This window comes from SAR86 cluster bacterium (genome assembly GCA_023703575.1).
GTDB lineage: Bacteria > Pseudomonadota > Gammaproteobacteria > Magnimaribacterales > Magnimaribacteraceae > Magnimaribacter.
In genome coordinates, this window is record CP097969.1 from 1,464,623 (window position 1) to 1,485,096 (window position 20,474).

General features: G+C 35.6%; 23 protein-coding genes. 15 read left to right on the forward strand and 8 right to left on the reverse strand.

The genetic code is table 11. The annotated features are described in order from the left end of the window. Nucleotides 1-49 precede the first annotated feature (49 nt). Together rpsU and M9C83_07475 are read left to right on the forward strand one after the other, a co-directional pair. Nucleotides 50-265 carry a 30S ribosomal protein S21 gene (gene rpsU, locus M9C83_07470; GenBank protein URQ66477.1) on the forward strand — a complete coding sequence of 72 codons (216 nt, stop codon included), beginning with the start codon at nt 50-52 and terminating at the stop codon, nt 263-265. 11 nt (nt 266-276) lie between these two features. After that, nucleotides 277-729 (forward strand): GatB/YqeY domain-containing protein, encoded by a 453-nt coding sequence (locus M9C83_07475; GenBank protein URQ66478.1) that lies wholly within the window; start codon nt 277-279, stop codon nt 727-729. Here M9C83_07475 and M9C83_07480 read toward each other — a convergent pair. Together M9C83_07480 and pyrE are read right to left on the reverse strand one after the other, a co-directional pair. Further along, nucleotides 726-1,328, reverse strand: a complete 603-nt coding sequence (locus tag M9C83_07480; protein ID URQ66479.1) for a riboflavin synthase subunit alpha — start codon at nt 1,326-1,328, stop codon at nt 726-728. The two genes, M9C83_07475 and M9C83_07480, sit on opposite strands and share 4 nt — an antisense overlap. After that, a complete protein-coding gene (gene pyrE / locus M9C83_07485) occupies nt 1,329-1,958 on the reverse strand; it encodes an orotate phosphoribosyltransferase (protein ID URQ66480.1) in 630 nt (209 codons plus the stop codon). A 59-nt stretch (nt 1,959-2,017) separates the two neighbouring features. On the opposite strand from pyrE, the gene gmk reads away from it, so the two are divergent. The 5 genes from gmk (at nt 2,018) to recG (ending at nt 7,634) form a co-directional block, all read left to right on the forward strand. Beyond that, nucleotides 2,018-2,632 carry a guanylate kinase gene (gene gmk / locus M9C83_07490; protein URQ66481.1) on the forward strand — a complete coding sequence of 205 codons (615 nt, stop codon included), beginning with the start codon at nt 2,018-2,020 and terminating at the stop codon, nt 2,630-2,632. 50 nt (nt 2,633-2,682) lie between these two features. Then, nucleotides 2,683-2,955 (forward strand): DNA-directed RNA polymerase subunit omega, encoded by a 273-nt coding sequence (gene rpoZ / locus M9C83_07495; GenBank protein URQ66482.1) that lies wholly within the window; start codon nt 2,683-2,685, stop codon nt 2,953-2,955. Between the two features lie 66 nt (nt 2,956-3,021). Further along, a complete protein-coding gene (locus M9C83_07500) occupies nt 3,022-5,163 on the forward strand; it encodes a bifunctional (p)ppGpp synthetase/guanosine-3',5'-bis(diphosphate) 3'-pyrophosphohydrolase (GenBank protein URQ66483.1) in 2,142 nt (713 codons plus the stop codon). Between the two features lies 1 nt (nt 5,164). Beyond that, on the forward strand, nt 5,165-5,545 hold the full coding sequence (locus M9C83_07505; protein ID URQ66484.1) for a Rid family detoxifying hydrolase: 381 nt from the start codon (nt 5,165-5,167) through the stop codon (nt 5,543-5,545). A 4-nt stretch (nt 5,546-5,549) separates the two neighbouring features. Further along, nucleotides 5,550-7,634, forward strand: a complete 2,085-nt coding sequence (recG, locus tag M9C83_07510) for an ATP-dependent DNA helicase RecG (protein ID URQ66485.1) — start codon at nt 5,550-5,552, stop codon at nt 7,632-7,634. On the opposite strand, the gene cmoB is transcribed toward recG, so the two are convergent. Further along, on the reverse strand, nt 7,631-8,560 hold the full coding sequence (gene cmoB, locus M9C83_07515; GenBank protein URQ66486.1) for a tRNA 5-methoxyuridine(34)/uridine 5-oxyacetic acid(34) synthase CmoB: 930 nt from the start codon (nt 8,558-8,560) through the stop codon (nt 7,631-7,633). The genes recG and cmoB overlap by 4 nt on opposite strands. A gap of 2 nt (nt 8,561-8,562) precedes the next feature. Further along, nucleotides 8,563-9,285 carry a carboxy-S-adenosyl-L-methionine synthase CmoA gene (gene cmoA / locus M9C83_07520; protein ID URQ66487.1) on the reverse strand — a complete coding sequence of 241 codons (723 nt, stop codon included), beginning with the start codon at nt 9,283-9,285 and terminating at the stop codon, nt 8,563-8,565. 30 nt (nt 9,286-9,315) lie between these two features. On the opposite strand from cmoA, the gene M9C83_07525 reads away from it, so the two are divergent. Further along, on the forward strand, nt 9,316-9,759 hold the full coding sequence (locus tag M9C83_07525) for a GNAT family N-acetyltransferase (GenBank protein URQ66488.1): 444 nt from the start codon (nt 9,316-9,318) through the stop codon (nt 9,757-9,759). On the opposite strand, the gene M9C83_07530 is transcribed toward M9C83_07525, so the two are convergent. The 3 genes from M9C83_07530 to M9C83_07540 all read right to left on the reverse strand — a co-directional run bounded on the left by M9C83_07530 (nt 9,756) and on the right by M9C83_07540 (nt 13,269). After that, the gene (locus M9C83_07530; protein ID URQ66489.1) at nt 9,756-11,762 is read right to left on the reverse strand and encodes a sodium-translocating pyrophosphatase; all 2,007 of its coding nucleotides are present in this window, start codon (nt 11,760-11,762) and stop codon (nt 9,756-9,758) included. The two genes, M9C83_07525 and M9C83_07530, sit on opposite strands and share 4 nt — an antisense overlap. A gap of 73 nt (nt 11,763-11,835) precedes the next feature. Next, the gene (locus tag M9C83_07535; GenBank protein ID URQ66490.1) at nt 11,836-13,098 is read right to left on the reverse strand and encodes a dicarboxylate/amino acid:cation symporter; all 1,263 of its coding nucleotides are present in this window, start codon (nt 13,096-13,098) and stop codon (nt 11,836-11,838) included. A gap of 3 nt (nt 13,099-13,101) precedes the next feature. Beyond that, a complete protein-coding gene (locus M9C83_07540) occupies nt 13,102-13,269 on the reverse strand; it encodes a rubredoxin (protein URQ66491.1) in 168 nt (55 codons plus the stop codon). A 93-nt stretch (nt 13,270-13,362) separates the two neighbouring features. On the opposite strand from M9C83_07540, the gene ubiA reads away from it, so the two are divergent. The 7 genes from ubiA (at nt 13,363) to ntrC (ending at nt 20,042) form a co-directional block, all read left to right on the forward strand. Next, entirely contained in the window at nt 13,363-14,223 is an 861-nt protein-coding gene (ubiA, locus tag M9C83_07545; GenBank protein URQ66492.1) for a 4-hydroxybenzoate octaprenyltransferase, read from the forward strand. Continuing rightward, entirely contained in the window at nt 14,220-15,383 is a 1,164-nt protein-coding gene (locus tag M9C83_07550) for a GNAT family N-acetyltransferase (protein ID URQ66493.1), read from the forward strand. The genes ubiA and M9C83_07550 overlap by 4 nt, the downstream gene beginning before the upstream one ends. Next, a complete protein-coding gene (locus M9C83_07555; protein ID URQ66494.1) occupies nt 15,370-15,996 on the forward strand; it encodes a DNA-3-methyladenine glycosylase 2 family protein in 627 nt (208 codons plus the stop codon). Before M9C83_07550 ends, M9C83_07555 begins: the two co-directional genes overlap by 14 nt. Next, entirely contained in the window at nt 15,983-16,438 is a 456-nt protein-coding gene (locus M9C83_07560) for a DUF1249 domain-containing protein (protein URQ66495.1), read from the forward strand. Before M9C83_07555 ends, M9C83_07560 begins: the two co-directional genes overlap by 14 nt. Before the next feature lie 113 nt (nt 16,439-16,551). Continuing rightward, complete coding sequence (locus M9C83_07565; GenBank protein URQ66496.1) at nt 16,552-17,535, forward strand: glutamine synthetase beta-grasp domain-containing protein; 984 nt, start codon at nt 16,552-16,554, stop codon at nt 17,533-17,535. Nucleotides 17,536-17,584: 49 nt separating this feature from the next. Then, a complete protein-coding gene (gene glnL, locus M9C83_07570) occupies nt 17,585-18,670 on the forward strand; it encodes a nitrogen regulation protein NR(II) (GenBank protein URQ66497.1) in 1,086 nt (361 codons plus the stop codon). Then, the gene (ntrC, locus tag M9C83_07575) at nt 18,663-20,042 is read left to right on the forward strand and encodes a nitrogen regulation protein NR(I) (protein ID URQ66498.1); all 1,380 of its coding nucleotides are present in this window, start codon (nt 18,663-18,665) and stop codon (nt 20,040-20,042) included. The genes glnL and ntrC overlap by 8 nt, the downstream gene beginning before the upstream one ends. Here ntrC and M9C83_07580 read toward each other — a convergent pair whose 3' ends face one another. After that, nucleotides 20,043-20,462, reverse strand: coding sequence for a rhodanese-like domain-containing protein (locus M9C83_07580; GenBank protein ID URQ66499.1), 420 nt, complete (start codon nt 20,460-20,462; stop codon nt 20,043-20,045). Between the last annotated feature and the right edge of the window lie 12 nt (nt 20,463-20,474).

Sequence of the window (20,474 nt, forward strand, 5' to 3'; positions counted from 1 at the left end):
CCAAATTAAAAATGGTTCTATAGAATTGCGGCCTCTTAAGAGATTATTTATGCCATCAATAAAAATAAGACCAAATGAATCTTTTGATGTAGGGCTCAGGAAGTTCAAGAGAGCATGTGAAAAAGCAGGTATCATCCCAGAAGTCAGGAAAAGAGAATTCTATGAAAAACCGACATCTGTTTTAAAGAGGAAGAAAGCTGCCGCTGTTAAAAGAGAACAAAAAAATCAAAGAAAAAATAGATTAGGAAGACCTCCTAGATTTTAATCAATAGCCTTATGGCAGATTCAATAAGACATCTCATAGAAGAGGCAGTCAAATCCTCAATGAGAGAAAGAAACAAAGATAGAACATCTACATTAAGGATGGCCCTGTCTGAGTTAAAAAAAGAAGAAATAGATAATAAAATTGAATTATCTAACGAGGATTCAATTAAGATTCTTCAAAGAATGATAAAGCAAAGAAAGGAATCAATGTCTCAATTTTTAAATGCTCAAAGAAATGATCTTGCGGAAAAAGAAGAGTCGGAAATCGTCATATTGCAAGACTTTCTCCCAGAGCAAATGAGCGAGGAAGACATCTACAAACTAGTCATAGAGGCGATTAAAGAAACTGATGCGAAAGAACCTAAGGATATAGGAAAAGTAATGGGCTTTTTAAAAACCAACATTCAAGGAAATGCTGATATGGGAATTGTCAGCAAACTAGTTAAAGAGAATCTTCAAGGCTAGTTTTCTTCAAATCTTGCCTCAGAAGCTTTCACAGCAGCATAAGTCGTCTGATCTACCTCAATATTTAATGAATCACCATCTTTGATATCAGAAAGATTGGTTGCATTTAATGTCTCTGGAATTAAATAAACCGAGAAAGTATCATCTGTTTTATTCGCAACAGTAAGGCTAGCGCCATTTAAAGCAATATAACCCTTATGAAAAATGTAATTTATCCACTCCTTCGGACACTCTACTTTAAGCTCAATTTCATCATCCGAACTAATTAGCTTTGAAGGCGCTCTACATGAGATATGCCCAGATAAAATATGACCTCCCACTTCATCGCCAAACTTTAGAGATCTTTCAAGATTAACTTTTGAGTCAACAGATAGAAATTCTATGTTTGTAACTCTCAAGGTTTCAGGTATTACATCAAAAGAAATGGTATCGTTTCCAAATTCGATGACTGTTAAACAAACACCATTGACAGAAATGCTGGCTCCCTTCTGTAATTTAATAAGAAAAGTTTTTGAAACTTTAACTTCAAGCCTTACACCTGATTCAGTTTCTTCTTTGTTAGAAATAATACCGATTTCTTGAATAATTCCTGTAAACATTTAAGCACCTAAAAGATAGTTTTTTATAATTTCTGCTTCACCTTGACGTTCACAGTTTTCTAAAAATTCTATAAGTTTTGAAATTTTAGCTATAGAAGTTACAGAGATATTAAAATCTTGAAATATTTTATCTCTTGCCAATAAATCATCTAGGATTTCTTCTCTATCTAACGCAACTAAACAACCTATTGCACTACCGCCTTCTTGAGTAATTATTTCTAGTGACTGTTTAAGAGCAGTACCTGCGGTAAGCACATCATCAACCACTAAAACTTTCTTATCCTTTAACTCCCCTACTATATTGCCGCCTTCTCCGTGAACTTTCGCTTCTTTTCTGTTGAATGCAAAGGGAATAGGTTTAGAAATCTTAGTACTTAACGACGCTGATACGGCTGCAGCCAGAGGTATACCTTTATATGCAGGACCAAAAACTACGTCAAACTCTAATTTGCTTGAAATGATTTCTTCGGTATATAGATTTGATACCTCAGCTAAGAAGCCTTGATTAAAAAAAGATCCAACATCAAAGAAATATGGACTTTTTTTTCCAGATTTTAAAATGAAATCACCTAATAAAAGTGCATTTGACTTTAGAGCCAATTCAAAGAAAAGAGTTTCATTTTTTAACATAAATTCTAAAAACTTAAATATTTTAAATGTATTTCACCTACAATAAACTTTTTTTAATCATGGGCAAATTATTTGTTATATCGGCACCGTCTGGAACCGGCAAGACTTCTCTTATACAGGCTGTTCTTGAAGACCCAGTTGCCTCTAATACCTATCTGGGAATTTCTTATACAACAAGGAAGGCAAGACCGAAAGAAAAGGATGGTGTTTCTTATTTTTTCATATCAGAAATTAGTTTCAAGGAAAAAGTAAAAAATAATGATTTTCTGGAATATGCAGAAGTGTTTGGTAATTTTTATGGCACTCCTAAAGACTGGGTCCTTTCAGTGCTTTCAAAAAAAGAAAATGTACTGCTTGAACTTGATATTCAAGGTGCATTACAAGTCAAAAAAGCTTTTCCTGAAGCAAAGACTGTATTCATAATTCCTCCTTCTTATAAGGATTTGACCAAAAGACTCGAATCTAGAGATCAAGATTCAAAAACGGAGATAGCTAAAAGACTTAAAGAGGCTAGAAATGAAGTAAATATTGGAAAAGATTTTGATCAGGTAATTGTAAATAATGAATTTGATGCTGCTTTAGAAGATTTGAAACAATTTATGTTCACATCAGAGGGGATAACTAATGAAAGAAGTGAAATTATCAAAAATTCTCTAGATCTATTACTGGATTGAAGCTTAAGTTTGCATTAAAATGCGCGTCCGCATATTAAAACACTAAGAATATGGCTAGAATTACAGTAGAAGAAGCTTTAGAAAAAGTCAGTACAAGATACGAGTTAATTATACTTGCTGCTAAAAGAGCCAGACAACTGGCTACTGGTGGAAGACGTCCCACTCTTGAGTGGGAAGACGATAAACCTACAGTAATGGCATTAAGAGAGATTGAAGCTGGAACCGTTACAACAGACAATATTAATGAGCTAAAAGTTGATATTGCTGATTTAGAACAAGAGTTCTCCGATGAGCTTGCAGCCGAAGATCTACCTCAATCATAAAAAACCTAAAAAGATTCGCAATAAGCTCTAAAAACAGGGATACTTAATCTCTGTATTAATATTATTATGGAATCAATTGGAGCCCTATCAAAGAAACTGTCAGACTATTTAGATCCAAAAAAGGTTAAACAAGTTAATAAAGCTTATAACTTTGCTTGTGAAGCTCATTCCGGTCAGTTTAGATCCAGTGGAGACCCATACGTAACACATCCAATAGCTGTTGCTTCAATCTTGAGCTCTTTCAGGATGGACGAAGATAGCCTATCAGCTGCTATGCTTCATGATGTTATTGAAGATACAGGTATCCCAAAAGCCATTATAGAAAAAAAATTTAATAGGGATGTTGCCAACCTTGTAGATGGGGTCAGCAAACTAGATAAGCTTTCAATATCTAATCGGACTGAGGCTGAAGCAGAAAATCTCCAAAAAATGGTTTTAGCAATGTCTAAAGACATTAGGGTGATCGTCGTAAAACTTGCAGACAGGCTTCACAATATGAGAACTTTGATGTATCTGAATAGAGAGAAGCAAATAAAGATAGCAAAAGAAACACTAGAAATTTATGCCCCAATTGCTCATCGGATTGGCATGAATAATTTATATCGTGAACTTGAAGACTTGGCATTTAAGGTTATTTATCCAAAGCGTTATGAAAGGCTCACCTCCGCCGTTAAAAAGAATAGAGGCGGTCAAAAAAGAATACTAAATAAAATACAAAAAGAACTCAGTAAGAGACTTCTAGATCAAGGTATCCCTGCTTTAGTTGAAGGGAGAGAAAAGCACACCTATAGTATTTATAGGAAAATGAAAGAAAGGCACAGGTCCTTTGAAGAGATTATGGATGTATATGCCATAAAAATTATTGTAGATACTCCAGAAAACTGTTATCGCACTATTGGCCATATTCATAACTTATACAAACCAGTGGAAGGTCGTTTTAAAGACTATATAGCTATTCCCAAATCGAATGGATATCAGTCCCTTCATACGGGTGTAGTCGGATTGAAAGGATTTCCCGTGGAAGTACAAATAAAAACACAAGAAATGAATGATATGGCAGAAAATGGGATAGCTTCTCACTGGCTATATAAATCAGGTGATAAGTCAGATTTTAATCCCCAGATAAGGGCAAGGAGATGGGTAGCTGGTCTTCTAGAGATGAGAGAAAATTATGATTCTACCGAAGAGTTCATTGATTCAATAAAAACTGATATTTTTCCTGATGAAATATATGTGTTTACTCCACAAGGTAAAATTATTGAAATGTCTAGCGGCTCGACTGCTATAGATTTCGCATATGCAGTCCATACAGACATTGGCCATCATTGTAGAGCATGCAGAATAAATAAAAGACTCGCCCCTCTGAGTGTACCTCTAGAAAGTGGTCAAACAATTGAAATCCTTACCGAGAAGGTTCCTCAAACTTCACCTGCTTGGTTAAATTTTGCAGTAACCCCAAGAGCCAGAAATAGCATTCGTCACTATCTAAGTAACTTAAAGACCTCCGAAGCAAGGAAATTTGGAAAGAAGCTGCTTGATCAATCATTGACGAATATGGGAATTAAGTTAAGAGAAATAGAAAAGGATGACCTTCGTAAAGTATTAAAAAATATCGGAGTAAGAAGTCTCAACAAACTACTAGAGGAAATAGGATTAGGTCAGAGAGTAGGTAATATTGTGGCTCAACAAATAACAGGATTCTTAAAAGATGATGACATTGAGCACAAGGAAGTTGTGCCTCTTGAGATTACCGGATCGGAGGGTCTGATTGTAAATTATGCGATCTGCTGTAAACCTATCCCCGGGGATTCTGTTATTGGTCATTTCACTGCTGAAAGAGGTCTCGTCATACACCAAGAAAGGTGCAAAAACATCCTATCTGTCAGAGAAGATCCTCAACAGTGCTTCCCTGTAAATTGGGGTAAACCCTCCGGAAGGTCCTTCTTAGTTCAAATAAAAGTAATTGCAAGAGATGAGCCAGGTCTTCTAGCAAATTTAGCTGCTGTAATTACAGGCCTCGAGACCAATATAGCTTCTATTCAAACAATGGATACAAATACTGAGATACATGAATTTATACTTGATCTTGAAGTATCAGATAGAACACATCTCTCCAAGATATTAAGAAAAATAAGAACAGTAAATAATGTAGTTTCTGTAACCAGAATACATGATTGGGAGATGAGGCAAGCAGCAGCATTACACTAATATGAAAAAAAAAATTAGCTCTAAAAAAGCACCGACAGCAATTGGACCATATTCTCAAGGAATAGAGACTGAGAATTTGATATTTCTATCAGGGCAAATACCCTTAGATCCCGAGACCATGAAATTAGTTGAAGGAGATGAAAATCAGATTCGACAAGTTTTTAAAAATATCGATGCTCTATGTACTGCAGCTGATCTAAATATGAATCATATTGTTAAACTCAATGTCTCTCTTCATGATCTATCACTCTTCAGTTTAGTAAATGAAATTATGAAAGAAATATTTACAGAGCCTTATCCTGCAAGAGCCGCGCTTCAGGTAGCAAGATTACCCTTGGACTCTTCTATTGAGGTAGAAGCCATTCTAGCCAAGACTATATAAATAAATGACTGAAGAATCTAAAGATCTTCATTCAATCCAGGAACTGAAGGGCGTAGGTCCAAAAAGTGCAACATCTCTCAATAATTTAGGGATATTTAATATTACAGATGCCGCGTTTCATCTTCCCTTTCGTTATGAAGATAGAAGTTTTATAACTCCAATAAGTTCAGCGAATTATCAAACACCAGTTTTGATAGAAGGTGAGATTATGAAATCCACAGTAGTCTTTAGAGGGAGAAGGATGCTTTTTTCGGAGATTTATGACGGTACTGGAAAATTGACAATGAGAATGTTCAATTTTGCAATGGCTCAACACAAAGCCTTAGAAAAAGGAAAAATGATTAGATGTTATGGAAATATTACTCCAGGGCCTAATGGTAAACAAATGATTCATCCTCAATATCAAGTATTCGGCAAGGAAGATTCAATAGAAGTTGAAAAGAATCTTACGCCGGTTTACCCAACAACTTCTGGGATGCAACAAAATAAACTCAAAAAGATAATTGAGAGCTCACTGATTTACTGTGATGAAAACAATCTGCTGAAGGAAGAATCGCAAAACAAAGATTACTCTGAATTTGGTAATCTTCTAGAAACTTTAAAGTTTCTTCATAAGCCGCCTGTAGAAACTAATCTTTACGAATTAATTGAAGGTAAACATCCAGCTCAACAAAAACTGATAAAAGAGGAACTAGTTGCACATATGCTATGTGCAGGTATTTTAAAGAATGAACTTGAAGGAAGAAAAGGACCATCAATGGTAAAAAATTCAATCTATGAAAAAGATTTTTTTAACTCTTTACCTTTCGCTTTAACAAATTCGCAAAGAAAAGTTTGGGATGAGATTAAGGATGATATGTTGGCCATGGTTCCAATGAGGAGATTATTACAAGGTGATGTAGGTTCAGGTAAGACAATCGTGGGAGCATTAGCTGCCCTTCATGCTAAATCCAATGATTGGCAAACTGCAATTTTATGTCCTACTGAAATATTAGCTGAACAACACTTTACCTCTTTTTCAGAGTGGTTTAAGTCTCTAGGTATAAAAGTTAGTTTGCTGACAGGATCTACAAGAGCTAAAGATAAAATACTAATAATTAGAGAGCTGGTTAAAGGTAATATAGATATCCTCATCGGAACTCATGCGATATTCCAACAAGGAATTAAATTTAAAAATCTTGGCTTAACAGTTATAGATGAGCAGCATAGGTTTGGAGTTCATCAGAGATTTTCAATGTTAGAAAAAGGAGGAGAGACAAATCAGAGTCCACATCAATTAATTATGACTGCTACCCCAATTCCTAGAACTCTGGCAATGACGGTTTACGGCTCTCTAGAAACATCCATAATCGATGAGCTTCCACCCGGTAGAAATCCAGTTCATACATCATCGAGGCCTGATTCGCTTAGAGAAAAGGTCATCAAAAGAGTAGAAGAAGTTTGTTTAACCGGGAAAAGAGCTTATTGGGTTTGTACGTTAATAGAAGATTCTGAAGAGTTAGAAGCTCAGTCAGCAGAAGAACTATACAAAGAGATCTCAAATTCGTTACCAAAAGTTAAGGTTGGGCTTGTACATGGCAGGCTTAAGAAAGATGAAAAAGATTCAGTCATAGAAAAATTTAGGAATGGAGATATACAACTTTTAGTTTGTACTACAGTTATTGAAGTCGGTGTAGACGTACCAGAGGCTACGCTAATGATTATAGAAAATCCGGAGAGATTAGGATTATCTCAGTTACATCAATTAAGAGGTCGAGTGGGAAGAAAAGCTAACACTGATTCCCATTGTCTGCTTCTCTATAAAGAACCTCTTTCTGGTCTTGCTGAAGAAAGAATAAAGACTATGGAAGAGACCAATGATGGTTTCAAAATAGCAGAGAAAGATTTGGAATTAAGAGGAGCCGGAGATATTTATGGTATCAGGCAGTCTGGTCTAATGGATCTGAAGATTGCAAACCCGATAAGAGACTCAAATCTATTGTTAGCTGCTCAAGAAGAAGCTATTGAACTAAGCAGGAATGAACAGGGATTCGCTAAGATGCTTGTTGATAGATGGATAGGCAATAGAGTCGATTATTCTGAGTCTTAAGAAGCTTTTCCTAATACATAAAATTTTCTTTTAGGTGCAGGGTATCCCTCTACGGTGATAGATTTGTTTTTCAGATTTAAAGCTGATTCAAATGATTTAAATGGCATCCAATTGGTGCTCCTTTGCTCTTTGTCATTTGTTACTGCTAGATCGCTCTCAGCGTAAACTTGTAGACTAAGATCTCTAAAAATGGACTTGCACCCATTATCAGTATGGACAAAATGAACATTTGGCATTGATGCATATTTTCCATTCGAAGGTTTTAGAGCTATGCCGCATTCTTTTGGTGAGATAATTGTTTCAACAACTAACTTTCCATTATCTGCTAATAAATCTTTTAAGTTATTCAGATGCTCAGGAGGATTTCTTTGGTGATACAAGAGGCCCATACTAAATATTACATCGAATTTAGAATTTTTTAATCCTGACTCTTCTATACGCTCAGGTATCATCCTGATATTTTCAGAGTCAACGAAATGATTAATGGCATAGAATTGTGCAACATGTACCAGGTTAGGTTCTAAACAAAGAACTTTATCTGCACCCATGCCCAGCATTCGAAAAGCATAGTATCCATTACCAGATCCCACATCAAGAATGGACTTACCATCTAAGTCAATATTAAGTTTTTGAAATCTTTTCCATTTTTTTGCAGAGTCCCATTCACTATCAATAAATATATCATTTATTATAAAAGGCCCCTTCCGCCACGGGATTAATTGCAAAAGTAAGCTTTCTATTTCGTCATTGTCTTCAATATAGAAATTTATGTTAATCTCATTAATTAATTCCACTTCTGCATTTAGAATATTTGGTAATCTACTTAAGATTTCTAACCAACTTTCAATTCTTCTATCCTTCTTGTTACCAAATGGATTGTCTTTATATCGGTAATACAATGCCTCTACTTCTTTAGAAATAAACATGTTCACTTTGAAAATACAAAGGTCCTGAAATTTAAATTAGATAAAATTTTCTCAGCCTTAATAAAACCAACTTTTCTTGCTCTTAAAATATGTTCTTCTTCACATTCCGTCTTTAGAATCCCTTCCAGAGAATCTCGTTTTCTGGAAATTTCTATATCGGAGTAACCATTTGCTGATTTAAATAGATGATGTGTATTGATAATTCTTTGATTCTCAAACTTATTTTCATAATGAACTTTCTCTGACAAAATTAAAATTCCATTCGGGATTAAAGCTTTAAATATTTTTTTAAATAGAATATCTCTTTCTTCCAAGTCCAAAAATTGAATGAGATAGTTTACAACTATTAGAGAAGCATTCTTTAAATTGCTTTCCATAATATCTTCATTCAAGAAAACTAATGAGCTAGGATTTTTATAGTTTTTAAATATACGCTCGCACTCATCTATCATGGCCTCTGATTTATCAATCGCTATTACTTTAGCTTTGTTTGCACCTTGAAGGATTGAAAAGCTAGAGGCCCCTAGTGAGCAACCAATGTCATAACAATTTGTATCAGTTTTATAAAACTTTTTAGCATAATGGGCAATGATATTTAGACTAGTTTTATAGCCGGGAACAGATCTTTTTATCATATCTTCAAAAACTTCAGTTACCTCTTCATTGAAGGTAAAAGGCAAACCACTTAAATTGCCTTTTTCATAAATATTATCCTGCTTTCCCATAACAGCTATTGTAGAATCTTACGCCTTAATATGCCTAATTACTCTATAAAATCTCCTGAAAGTATTGAAGAATGGGAAAGCTATCTCTTATTTAGATGGGAAGTACTTCGAAAACCCCTAGGCATGTCAAAAGAATCTTTAGCAGATACCATAGAAGATAAAAGTTTTCATTTGATGGGAATAGATGAAAAAGAAAATGTAATCGCTTCAGGTAGAGTGCATTTCAATTCTGAGAATGAAGCTCAAATAAGATACATGGCCGTAGATAGCAGGTTTAAAAGAAGGGGTATAGGTTCAGAGATTGTTGATAAATTGGAAAGATATGCTACTTCTAAAGGGGCAGGAATTATGGTTTTGAATGCAAGAGAAGAGGCAATAGGTTTCTATTCAAATCTTGGCTATAAAGAGGTATGTCCATATCATTCTGATACAGGCATACCTCATAAGACTATGCAAAAAGATCTTCTTATTTAAAGCAAAGGAGCAATTACTAAACTTACAATTGCCATTACATTAATCAGAATATTCATTGATGGACCTGATGTATCCTTAAAAGGGTCTCCAACAGTATCACCAACAACAGCTGCTGAATGAGTATCAGTTCCTTTACCACCAAGGTTTCCTTTCTCAATATACTTCTTAGCATTGTCCCAAGCACCCCCAGCATTTGCCATGAATAATGCCATAAGCACACAAACTAGAAGACCTCCTGCAAGCAAGCCACCCAAAGCCTCAGCTCCAATTCCTAATCCAACTAAAGGTGGTGCCGAAACAGCAATAACACCGGGTAGGAGCATTTTCTTAAGTGCGGCTGCTGTTGCAATATCTACACATTTCGCAGTATCAGGCTCTGCATTACCTTCTAAAAGTCCTGGGATTTCTTTAAATTGCCTTCTAATTTCGTTAATCATCTCAAAGGCTGCGTCTCCAACAGCTGTCATAGTAATTGAAGCTATTAAGAAAGGTATAGCACCTCCAATAAATATACCTATTAATACTGTAGGATTAGATAAAACAAGTTGAAGTGGCTCGGCCCTATTGGCAGAAACTGTTTCAACAAAAGCCGAAATTATTGCTAATGCTGCTAAAGCAGCAGCTCCGATAGCGAAACCCTTACCAATGGCAGCGGTAGTGTTACCTTGCTCATCTAATTCGTCTGTAATTACTCTAGTCTCAGAAGGCATACCTGCCATTTCTGCTATCCCTCCAGCATTATCTGCAACAGGTCCATAAGCATCTATAGCCATAGTTATACCTACAGTTGACAACATACCGACTGCAGCAATACCAACACCATAAAGGCCTGTTAATTCAGTTGAAATATAAATAATGAGAATAATGCAAGCTATAGGTAAGACCACAGATTGCATACCCACTGAGAGTCCAGTGATCATTACGGTCGCAGAGCCAGTTTGGCCGGCCTCAGCAATCTTTACTACTGGGCTAGAACCAGTGTAGTATTCCGTTATTAACCCAATAGCTATTCCACCTACTGAACCACAAACAACAGCCAACCAAACATCAAAACCATTAGTTCCTACTAAAACATTAGTTAAAAAATAAGCCGCTACGATGAAAATAAAAGGTGCACCCATAGTGCCCCATCTCATTGCATTTGCGGGTGAAGACTTAGAAAAAAGTCTAACAATCACAATACCTAAAATAGATGCTATCAAACCTATTGAAGCCAATGCCAAAGGTAAGAACATCATTCCTTCTTTATCTGCTTGAGAAAATTCAGAGGTTATAAGATAAGTTGAAGCTATTGCTATACAAGCCACCATTGAACCACAATAGGATTCAAAAATATCTGAGCCCATACCAGCTATATCACCTACGTTATCTCCGACATTATCAGCTATCACTCCAGGATTTCTTGGATCGTCTTCTGGAATCCCAGCTTCTACTTTGCCAACTAAATCTGCGCCAACATCAGCACTTTTGGTATAAATCCCTCCACCAACTCTTGAAAATAGAGCCACTATAGATGCACCCATTGCAAAACCTTCAATTGAATGTGCATCACCACTTAATATATAAAAAAGCGTTCCTAGACCAATCAAACCGAGTGAAGCTACACAAAGACCCATGATAGAACCGCCATAAAAAGCTACAGATAAAGCTGATTCAGCACCTGAGTCAGAAGCAGCTGTTGCTGTTCTTACATTTGCTTTAGTAGCAGAGTACATGCCTATCCAACCGGCTACAGAGGAAGATAAGGCTCCTGCGAAAACAGCTATTGCTGTTCCTTCACCCAAAGAAAACCATACTAAAACTATAACTATTAATGCAAAAATGCTTAAGTAGGTATATTCGGTCTTCATAAAGGTCATAGCACCAAGATGTATTTGGTCACCTATTTTCTTTACACTCTCATCTCCTTCAGGAAACCTGGTAACAACTAGATATATACCCAAAGCAACTAGTAAGCCCAAAACACCAAGCATTGGTGGTATAGCAAGATAACTTTCTAACATTATTTCTCCTCAAAAAAATTGGAATCTGTAATCCAAGCGCTTAGTCTAACGGTATAAAGGTTTAATTAAAATATTATTTTTCAGAATGAAAAGTTTCTATATCAAATTCATCCTCAGAGACTGCAACTACACTAGAAACCATTGCGTCTCCAGTAACATTGACAGCAGTTCTCGTCATATCTAACAACCTGTCAACCCCTATTATTAGAGCAATGCCCTCTACTGGTAAACCAACCTGTTCAAGAACCATTGCAAGCATAATTAAGCCAACTCCGGGAACGCCAGCAGTGCCTATAGATGCCAGAGTTGCAGTAAGAATAACCATCAAGTAATCGACCATAGAAAGTTCTATGTTGTAAGCTTGAGAAATGAAGACTGTAGCTATGCCTTGCATGATAGCGGTTCCATCCATATTAATTGTTGCACCAAGAGGGACCGTAAAAGATCCAATTGAAGAGTTAACTCCTATTTTATTTTTTACTGTATCTAAGGTTATAGGCATTGTTGCGCTGCTTGATGAGGTACTAAAAGCAAAAACTGCAAGCGATCTTACTTTCATGAAAAACTTAATAGGATTTAATCGTGCTAGAAGAGTCAATAAGCTGCCGTAAGTAATGAATGCATGGAAGATTAAAACAAAGACAAGCAAAAAGAAGTACTTTGCTAAATCCCCAATCATACCGAATCCTTGAACAGCAAATAGTGAAAAAAGTAACGCAAAGATTCCATAAGGAGCAAGTTCTATGAGCATCCTTACCAAACTCAAGATGACATCATTTATTAACTCAAAAGCATTTTTCAATGGTTCACCTGCAGATCCAAGACTCTTTAAGGCAATTCCAAATAAGAGCGAGAAAACAATAATTTGAAGCATATTTCCTTCAGCCATGGCAGCAATGGGATTTGTCGGAAAAATATTGATTAAAACTTCTTTTATAGATGGTGCCTCAGTTGAAGCGAAAGTTGTTGGCAAGGCTAGATCAATTCCTACACCGGGTTGAAATAAAAGAGCGAAGGAAAGTGCTATCGTTATGGCTATTGCAGTTGTTAATAAATATAGAGATAAAGTTTTGATACTTATAGTACCTATTCTCGATGTAGAAGAAATTGAAACAACGCCACAAACGAGAGAGAAGAACACAAGGGGAACAATTACTAATCTTAAAGAGGCTATGAAAATTTGTCCTACAACATCCAATAAACCTTCGGTAAAAAAATTTATCAAAATTAATTGGCCTATACTCCCTAATAAACCTGCATCATTTACCAATTTAAGCAAGATACCACCAGCCATGGCCAAGAGCATGGAAAGAATAATTCTAGAAGTAAGAGTCATTAATTAACCTATTTCAACCATCTCAAAATCTTCTTTGCCTACTCCGCAATCTGGACATATCCAATCTTCGGGTACATCTTCCCATTTTGTTCCAGGCTCAATGCCATCATCTGGCCAGCCTTCCTCTTCATCATAAATCAGACCACAAACAATGCATTCCCACTTTTTCAAAGCTTACTCCTTTTTCAAAAAAAGATATTCTAACTCAACTTTATTAGCAACTTAGACTAAAGTATCAATCTTCTCGACAAGTATTATTTGCCGATGTACAAAACAAAGAAAATTTTAAGCTTTATTAAATTAATGAGAGCAGATAAACCAATTGGTACTGCACTCCTTTTATGGCCTACCCTCAGTGCTTTTTTCATTCTGACAAATGGTAATCCAAACTTACGCTTAATATTTTTATTTATCCTTGGGACATTTTTAATGAGATCAGCAGGCTGCGTAATAAATGATTATTTTGATAGAGATTTTGATGGAAAAGTAGAAAGAACAAAAAATAGACCTATGATTAGCGGAGAAATTAGACCCGGTGAAGCCTTGGGCCTTTTTACTTTGTTGGTATTACTTTCTGCCTCTCTACTAATTTTCATGAATCTATTAACCACTTATATGGCTATGGTTGGTCTAGCCCTAGCGACTATTTATCCTTTAAGTAAAAGATTCTTTTCTGTCCCTCAGATTTTTTTAGGACTCGCTTTTTCCTGGGGGATAATTATGGTGTCTACAGCTGAAACAAATAACATTAGTAATATTAGCCTCTTATTATTTTTTTCGTGTTTTTTTTGGATTATTGCTTATGACACTGCTTATGCACTTTGTGATAAGAAAGATGATTTAAATTTGGGTATAAATTCTTCAGCAATTACTTTTGGGAGTATCGTAGTTCCTCTCTTCTTTTTGTTTCATCTCACTTCTATTCTGATATTAGTTTATGCAGCGGTTCTTCTTAATTTACATATTAGTTTTTACCCTTTTGCATTAATGAGTTTCTTACTAGCAATTTACCAAACCTATCTGATAAAAGATCAAATAAGTAGTCAGTGTCTTAAAGCTTTCAAAAATAATAATTGGTTGGGGCTTTCTATCTTTCTGGGTTCCATTCTGGGTGTTTCGTTATGAAGATAGATTTCCTAGATTCAATAGAAAAAATTTGTAAAGAAGACTGGGATACTGTTTTAAGCAGTCAATATCCTTTCTTAAAATATGAATTCTTAAAAGCCCTAGAAGTAACAAATTGTGTGTCTCCAGAGCAAGGATGGACTCCATTTCATTTGATAGCTTCAGAAAATGAAAGAATTTTAGCTATTATGCCTCTTTATATAAAAACAGATTCGCAAGGAGAATTTATTTTTGATTGGTCATGGGCTGATGCCTATTACAGAAATGGACTCAACTACTATCCAAAGCTAGTAAGCTCAATACCTTTTACTCCTGCAAGTGGTCCTAGAATACTTATTACCGATAAAACAAGAAGTAGAGAAATTATCCAAGAAATATCCGAGGCTCTTAAGCAAATAACTGAAGAGAGTGATTTCTCAAGTGTACATATTCTTTTGGCTAATAAAGAAGAAATTGAAGATTTATCGCAAGAAGGTTTTAGCTTAAGAACAAGTTACTCTTTTCATTGGTTTAATAATCACTATCTTAATTTTGAAAATTTTCTACAAGATATGACTTCACGACAAAGAAAAAATATTAAGAAAGAAAGAAAAAAGATTAATGACCAAGGCGTTACGGTATCTAGAATACGTGGCAGTGAAATCACTCCAGAAATGCTTGAGACTTTTTATCAGTTCTATCAAGTCACCTACTTAAAAAGAGGTATGCGCGGATATTTAAATTTTGAATTTTTTAAAAAAATTGTAGAGTCCATTCCCGAGACTATTATGTTGGTGCTTGCCAAAAATAATTCAGGAGAATATGTGGCGGGTGCTTTAAACTTTTTTGATGATGAAAAGCTTTATGGCCGTTACTGGGGATGTCTACAAGAATATGATTCTCTTCATTTTGAAACATGCTATTACCAAGGTATTGAGTTCTGCATTGAAGAAAAACTTAATTCTTTTGATCCAGGTGTTCAAGGTGAACACAAGATTAAAAGAGGCTTCTGCCCTATTGAGACCTTCTCTCTTCATTGGGTAAAGGATTTAAGATTTAAAGAAGCCATCGATGATTTTTTAGATAGAGAAAGAGAACATATTCTAGAATACAACCAAGCTCGAAGAGCTCTATTGCCCTTCAAGAAAGAAGTAGCTATCGACTTATATGACAAAATTTAAATTGCTCAATGAAGAAACCTTAAAAGAAGGTTTTGATTTCCTTGCAAAAAAAGAGCCAGGTTTTAAGAAAGTACTCGAAGAAAAAAATTATGAGATAAACCCCTTCAGTAAGAGAGATGGTTTTGAAGGGCTGGTAAGTTTGATTGTAGAACAGCAGCTCTCAGTCGCTTCCGCACAAGCTATCTTTGGAAGAATGAAAACTTTAATAAAACCCTTTACGCCAGAGAAGTTTCTATCTGTAAATCCAAAAAAATTTAAAGAGGCAGGATTGAGCAAACAAAAGATAGATTATTGTTCCGGTATAGCTAAACAAATTGTAGATAATGATTTAGATCTAAAGGCTCTCAAAAACAAAGAAGATTCACAGGTAATCAAGGAACTAATTAAAATTAGAGGAATTGGAGAATGGACTGCCCAATGCTATTTAATGGCATGCTTAAAAAGGCTTGATGCTTGGCCATATTCTGATTTGGGACTAATTGTTGCAGCCCAAAGAATGAAGGGTCTCAAAGATAGACCTGACTATTTGACAATGGAAAAAATCTCTGAACCTTGGTCTCCCTTCAGAAGTATAGCTGCGTTAATATTATGGTCTACTTATGACAAAGAATAAGATTAATAAATATAAACATAGCAAGAGAGTTTTGAATCAACTTCTACGTTTATATGAGAGGAATTATTTAAAACTTGTTCACTTCTTCCCTATAGCAGACCATGAGAAAAGTATGGTCTATTCGATGCCTGAAGGTCTATTTAACAATGAAATAAAAATTTCCTGTAGAAAGTTATCTAGTCATACTTCAGTGATAGAGATCTATAAATCTAAGTCTCTATCTTTACTACAAAATATGGAAATTGAAATATATGTCTACCATGATGCAAAAATGGCTGAGGTTAGAAAATTCAATGGTAAGAGGCAGTTCTGGCTAAGAAATAAATATCCTAATAAGCATATGCTCAGTAAAGATGAAAAATTCCAATGGAATTTCTTCTTGGAAGAGTTCTTAACTCATACAAAAACACATGGATTAAGCATTCTAAAGAACGCACTATAAAGGTGCTTCTGCACATTTTAAGAACTTTTCTATAGAATTTTATCTACTTTTTGCACAAAAATTGTTCTTTTATGCTTTTTGACGTGCTACTATTCGTCGGCTTTTAATAAAGAATGGAGAAATTAATGACAAAATATGAATATATATGGCTCGACGGTTATGAGCCTGAAGCTAACTTGAGAAGTAAAGTTAAAGTAACAGACGGAGAGCCACCTGCATGGTCTTTTGATGGTTCCTCCACTTTACAAGCAGAAGGAGGGAGCTCTGACTGTATACTTTTACCAGTTCAACAATACGAGAATCCAACAAATGAGGGTTCCTTGGTTTTGTGTGAAGTTGAAACTGGGGAGCATGAAACTCACCCTTCAAACTTTAGAGCAGCAGCAGCTTCTGTTGTGACGGATGAATGGTGGTTTGGGTTTGAACAAGAATATTTCTTAACTAATCCTGATGGAACAATACTCGGTTGGGAAGATGGAACTCCTGCTAGGCCACAAGGAGAATACTACTGTGCAGTTGGAGCGGCCAACGTCAAAGGGAGAGAAATAAGTGATGCACATTTAGATGCTTGCCTAGATGCTGGTATTGAGCTAACCGGCACAAATGCCGAAGTTGCTTTAGGCCAATGGGAATATCAATGCTTTGGAAAAGGAATTAAAGCTGCTGATGATCTTTGGATGAGCAGATATATACTCTTTAAAGTTGCTGAGGAATTCGGCGTATCAGTAAACATCCATCCTAAGCCAAAAACAGGTGATTGGAATGGATCAGGAATGCATACTAACTTTTCCAATGAAGAGATGAGAACTTCTGGTAGTGAAAAACTATTTAGTTCTATGTGTGATAAGTTAGGAGAAGTGCACAAAGAAGGAATAGCTCTATATGGATCCGACAATGATATGCGTCTAACAGGATTACACGAAACTCAAAGCATAGATCAGTTCTCTTACGGAGTTAGTGACAGAGGAGCGAGTATCAGGATTCCTATCTACACTGTTGAACATGATTGGAATGGATACTTAGAAGACAGAAGACCTGCCTCTAATGCAGATCCTTACAAAATTGTTGCGCATATAGTCGGAACATTAACTTCTTAAGTTCGTAAATTTAATATCCGGAGACTAGCTCTCCGGATATACTTTTAGAGTGAATATATCTTTTCTCTCAGAGCTCAGCACTGGCATTGTCATTCTTGACGATAGTCTAGAGATAATTTTTATAAACTCCTCAGCCCTATCAATTCTCGATACAACAGAGAAGAACTCGATTGGCAACACCATTGACCAAATTTTTTATGAAGAACCTGAAAGCATTAATGATTTTGTTGGTGCTTTAGAACTCAATAGAAATTTTACCAAAACAGATACCGTTCTAAATCTAAAGAAAGGAAGAAAGGTTTTTTGTACTTATATAGTTCATTCAATAGAAAACAATAATGAAAAAGGCTTAATGCTTGAAATAATAGATAAAGAAAGTTCTTCTGAATTAATCGAAAGATACAGAATGAAAACAAATCAACAGATATCTCAAGATTTTGTTAGAGGCCTAGCACATGAAATAAAAAACCCTTTAAGTGGCATTAGAGGTTCTGCTCAGCTGCTAAGCAATAAACTGGACAATCAAAATTTGCAAGAATACACGGATATAATAATAAAGCAGACGGATAGACTGACTTCCCTTGTGGATAATATTTTGGGACCGAATAAAAAACCAGATTTTCAGTTTCAAAATATTCACTATCCTATAGAAAATGTTCTTAACCTTATAGATAACGAGTCTGGATATAAAGATATCAAGATAATTAAAGATTTTGATCCCAGCATTCCAGATCTATTTATTGATAGTTATTTGATCGAAAATAGCATACTCAATCTTACAAAGAATGCACGGGATGCACTCATTGACTCAAAAATACCCAATCCTGAAATAAAAATTGTAACAAGGATTTCTCATGGAGAAATGATTGACGGCGAAAAAAATGCAATGGTTTGCAAGATATCGATAATAGATAATGGACCAGGTATTCATGAGGAAATTAAAGACTCTATATTCTTTCCAATGATCACAGGCAAAGACAAAGGGACTGGATTAGGACTTTCTATTACACAAGGCATCATTTCTCAACATAAGGGCAATATACACTTTACAAGTGAGCCTAACAGAACAGAATTTTTTATTAATATTCCAGTAAATATTCAAAAAGATATAGACTTAAAAACTAGCAATGGATAAAAATGTTTGGGTAGTCGACGACGATGAATCAATCAGATGGGTTCTTGAAAAAGGTCTTTCTGATGGAGGAATGGATGTGCAAACTTTTGATTCAGCCAATAAGGTTATTAAGAAACTTGAAACAGAAAATCCGCATCTCATACTTACCGACATTAGAATGCCCGGACCTAGTGGAATAGACCTACTCGATAAAGTAAAAGAACTTCGACCAGAAATCCCAGTTATCGTCATGACTGCTCATTCGGATCTAGATAGTGCTGTTGAATCTTATGAACATGGTGCGTGGGAATATTTACCTAAACCTTTTGATATTGAGGAAGCATTATCAATGGTTAAAAGGGCTACATCAGCTGATGAGATTAATAGGGAGGAACCAACAGAAACTCAGGCTGAGGTTATTGGAGAAGCGCCTGCGATGCAAGAAGTCTTCAGAGCGATTGGTAAGTTATCAAATTCAAATTCTACCGTTTTGCTAAATGGCGAATCTGGTACAGGAAAAGAGCTTGTTGCCAGAGCCCTTTATCAGCATAGTCCTAGAAAAGATAAAACCTTCATTGCCCTAAATATGGCAGATATTCCGAAGGAACTCCTAGAAGCAGAACTCTTTGGGCATGAGAAAGGTGCTTTTACTGGTGCAGATGAAAGAAGGATCGGAAGATTTGAACAGGCAGATGGAGGTACCTTATTTCTAGACGAAATTGGAGATATGCAACTTGAAACTCAAACTAGACTTTTGAGAGTACTTTCTAACGGAGAATTTTATAGGGTTGGTGGCAGGGAGCCGATAAAAGTTGATGTCAGGATCATTACAGCAACGCACCAAAATATCGAAGATTTAGTTAAAGCTGGAAATTTTAGAGAGGACCTTTTCCATAGACTTAATGTAATTAAACTATCCTTACCGAAGTTAAATGAAAGAAAAGAAGATATTCCAACTTTAGTAAAACATTTCTTTAAGAAATCTTCTGATGAACTTGCTGAAGAAAAAAAATATCTTTCTGCAGAGGTAGAAGACTACTTTATGACTCTTTCTTGGCCGGGTAATGTCAGACAACTAGAAAATACTTGTAGATGGCTCACAGTCATGTCTCCAACTAGAGAAGTAAAATTGGAAGATTTACCCGATGATCTCAAAGTAGAAAATATAGAAAATATGAATGATTGGACTAAGGTCTTACAGTCTTGGTCAGAGAATTATTTAGCAAAAGGTAATAACAATTTACTTGAAGAAGCTATACCAGACTTTGAGAGAACCATCATTAAAGTCGCGCTCAATAAAACTATGGGAAGAAAAAAAGAAGCTGCGGAATTGCTCGGTTGGGGAAGGAATACTTTAACTAGAAAAATTAAAGAGCTTGGCTTAGATAGCTAATTATTTTGCTTTTACAAGGGGCATGCCACTCTGTGTCCAGTTCATCATCCCACCAGAAAGAACATTTACGTTTATATAACCCTGCTTTTTTAACTCTCCTGAGGCTTTGGAAGAAACAGTACCATTTTTACAAATTAGAATGATGCAATCTTCTTCGCCAGCCTTAAAGAGTGCATCTTCTTTTAAGAGATTACTAGGTTGAAGATTCATAGCGCCTGCAACGGTTCCAGCTCCATATTCAGCAGAGCTTCTTAGATCATAAATAAAAGGACTTTCCTTGTTGATCAACCTTGTCATCTCTGAATTGTCTACTTTATTACCACCTTTTCTTCTTTCATAAACAATCAAAGCGAATATGAGTGTCAATAGGACTAAGACAGCCAAAAAATTATCACTGATAAATACAAAGAATTTATTCATTTCGGGACAGGA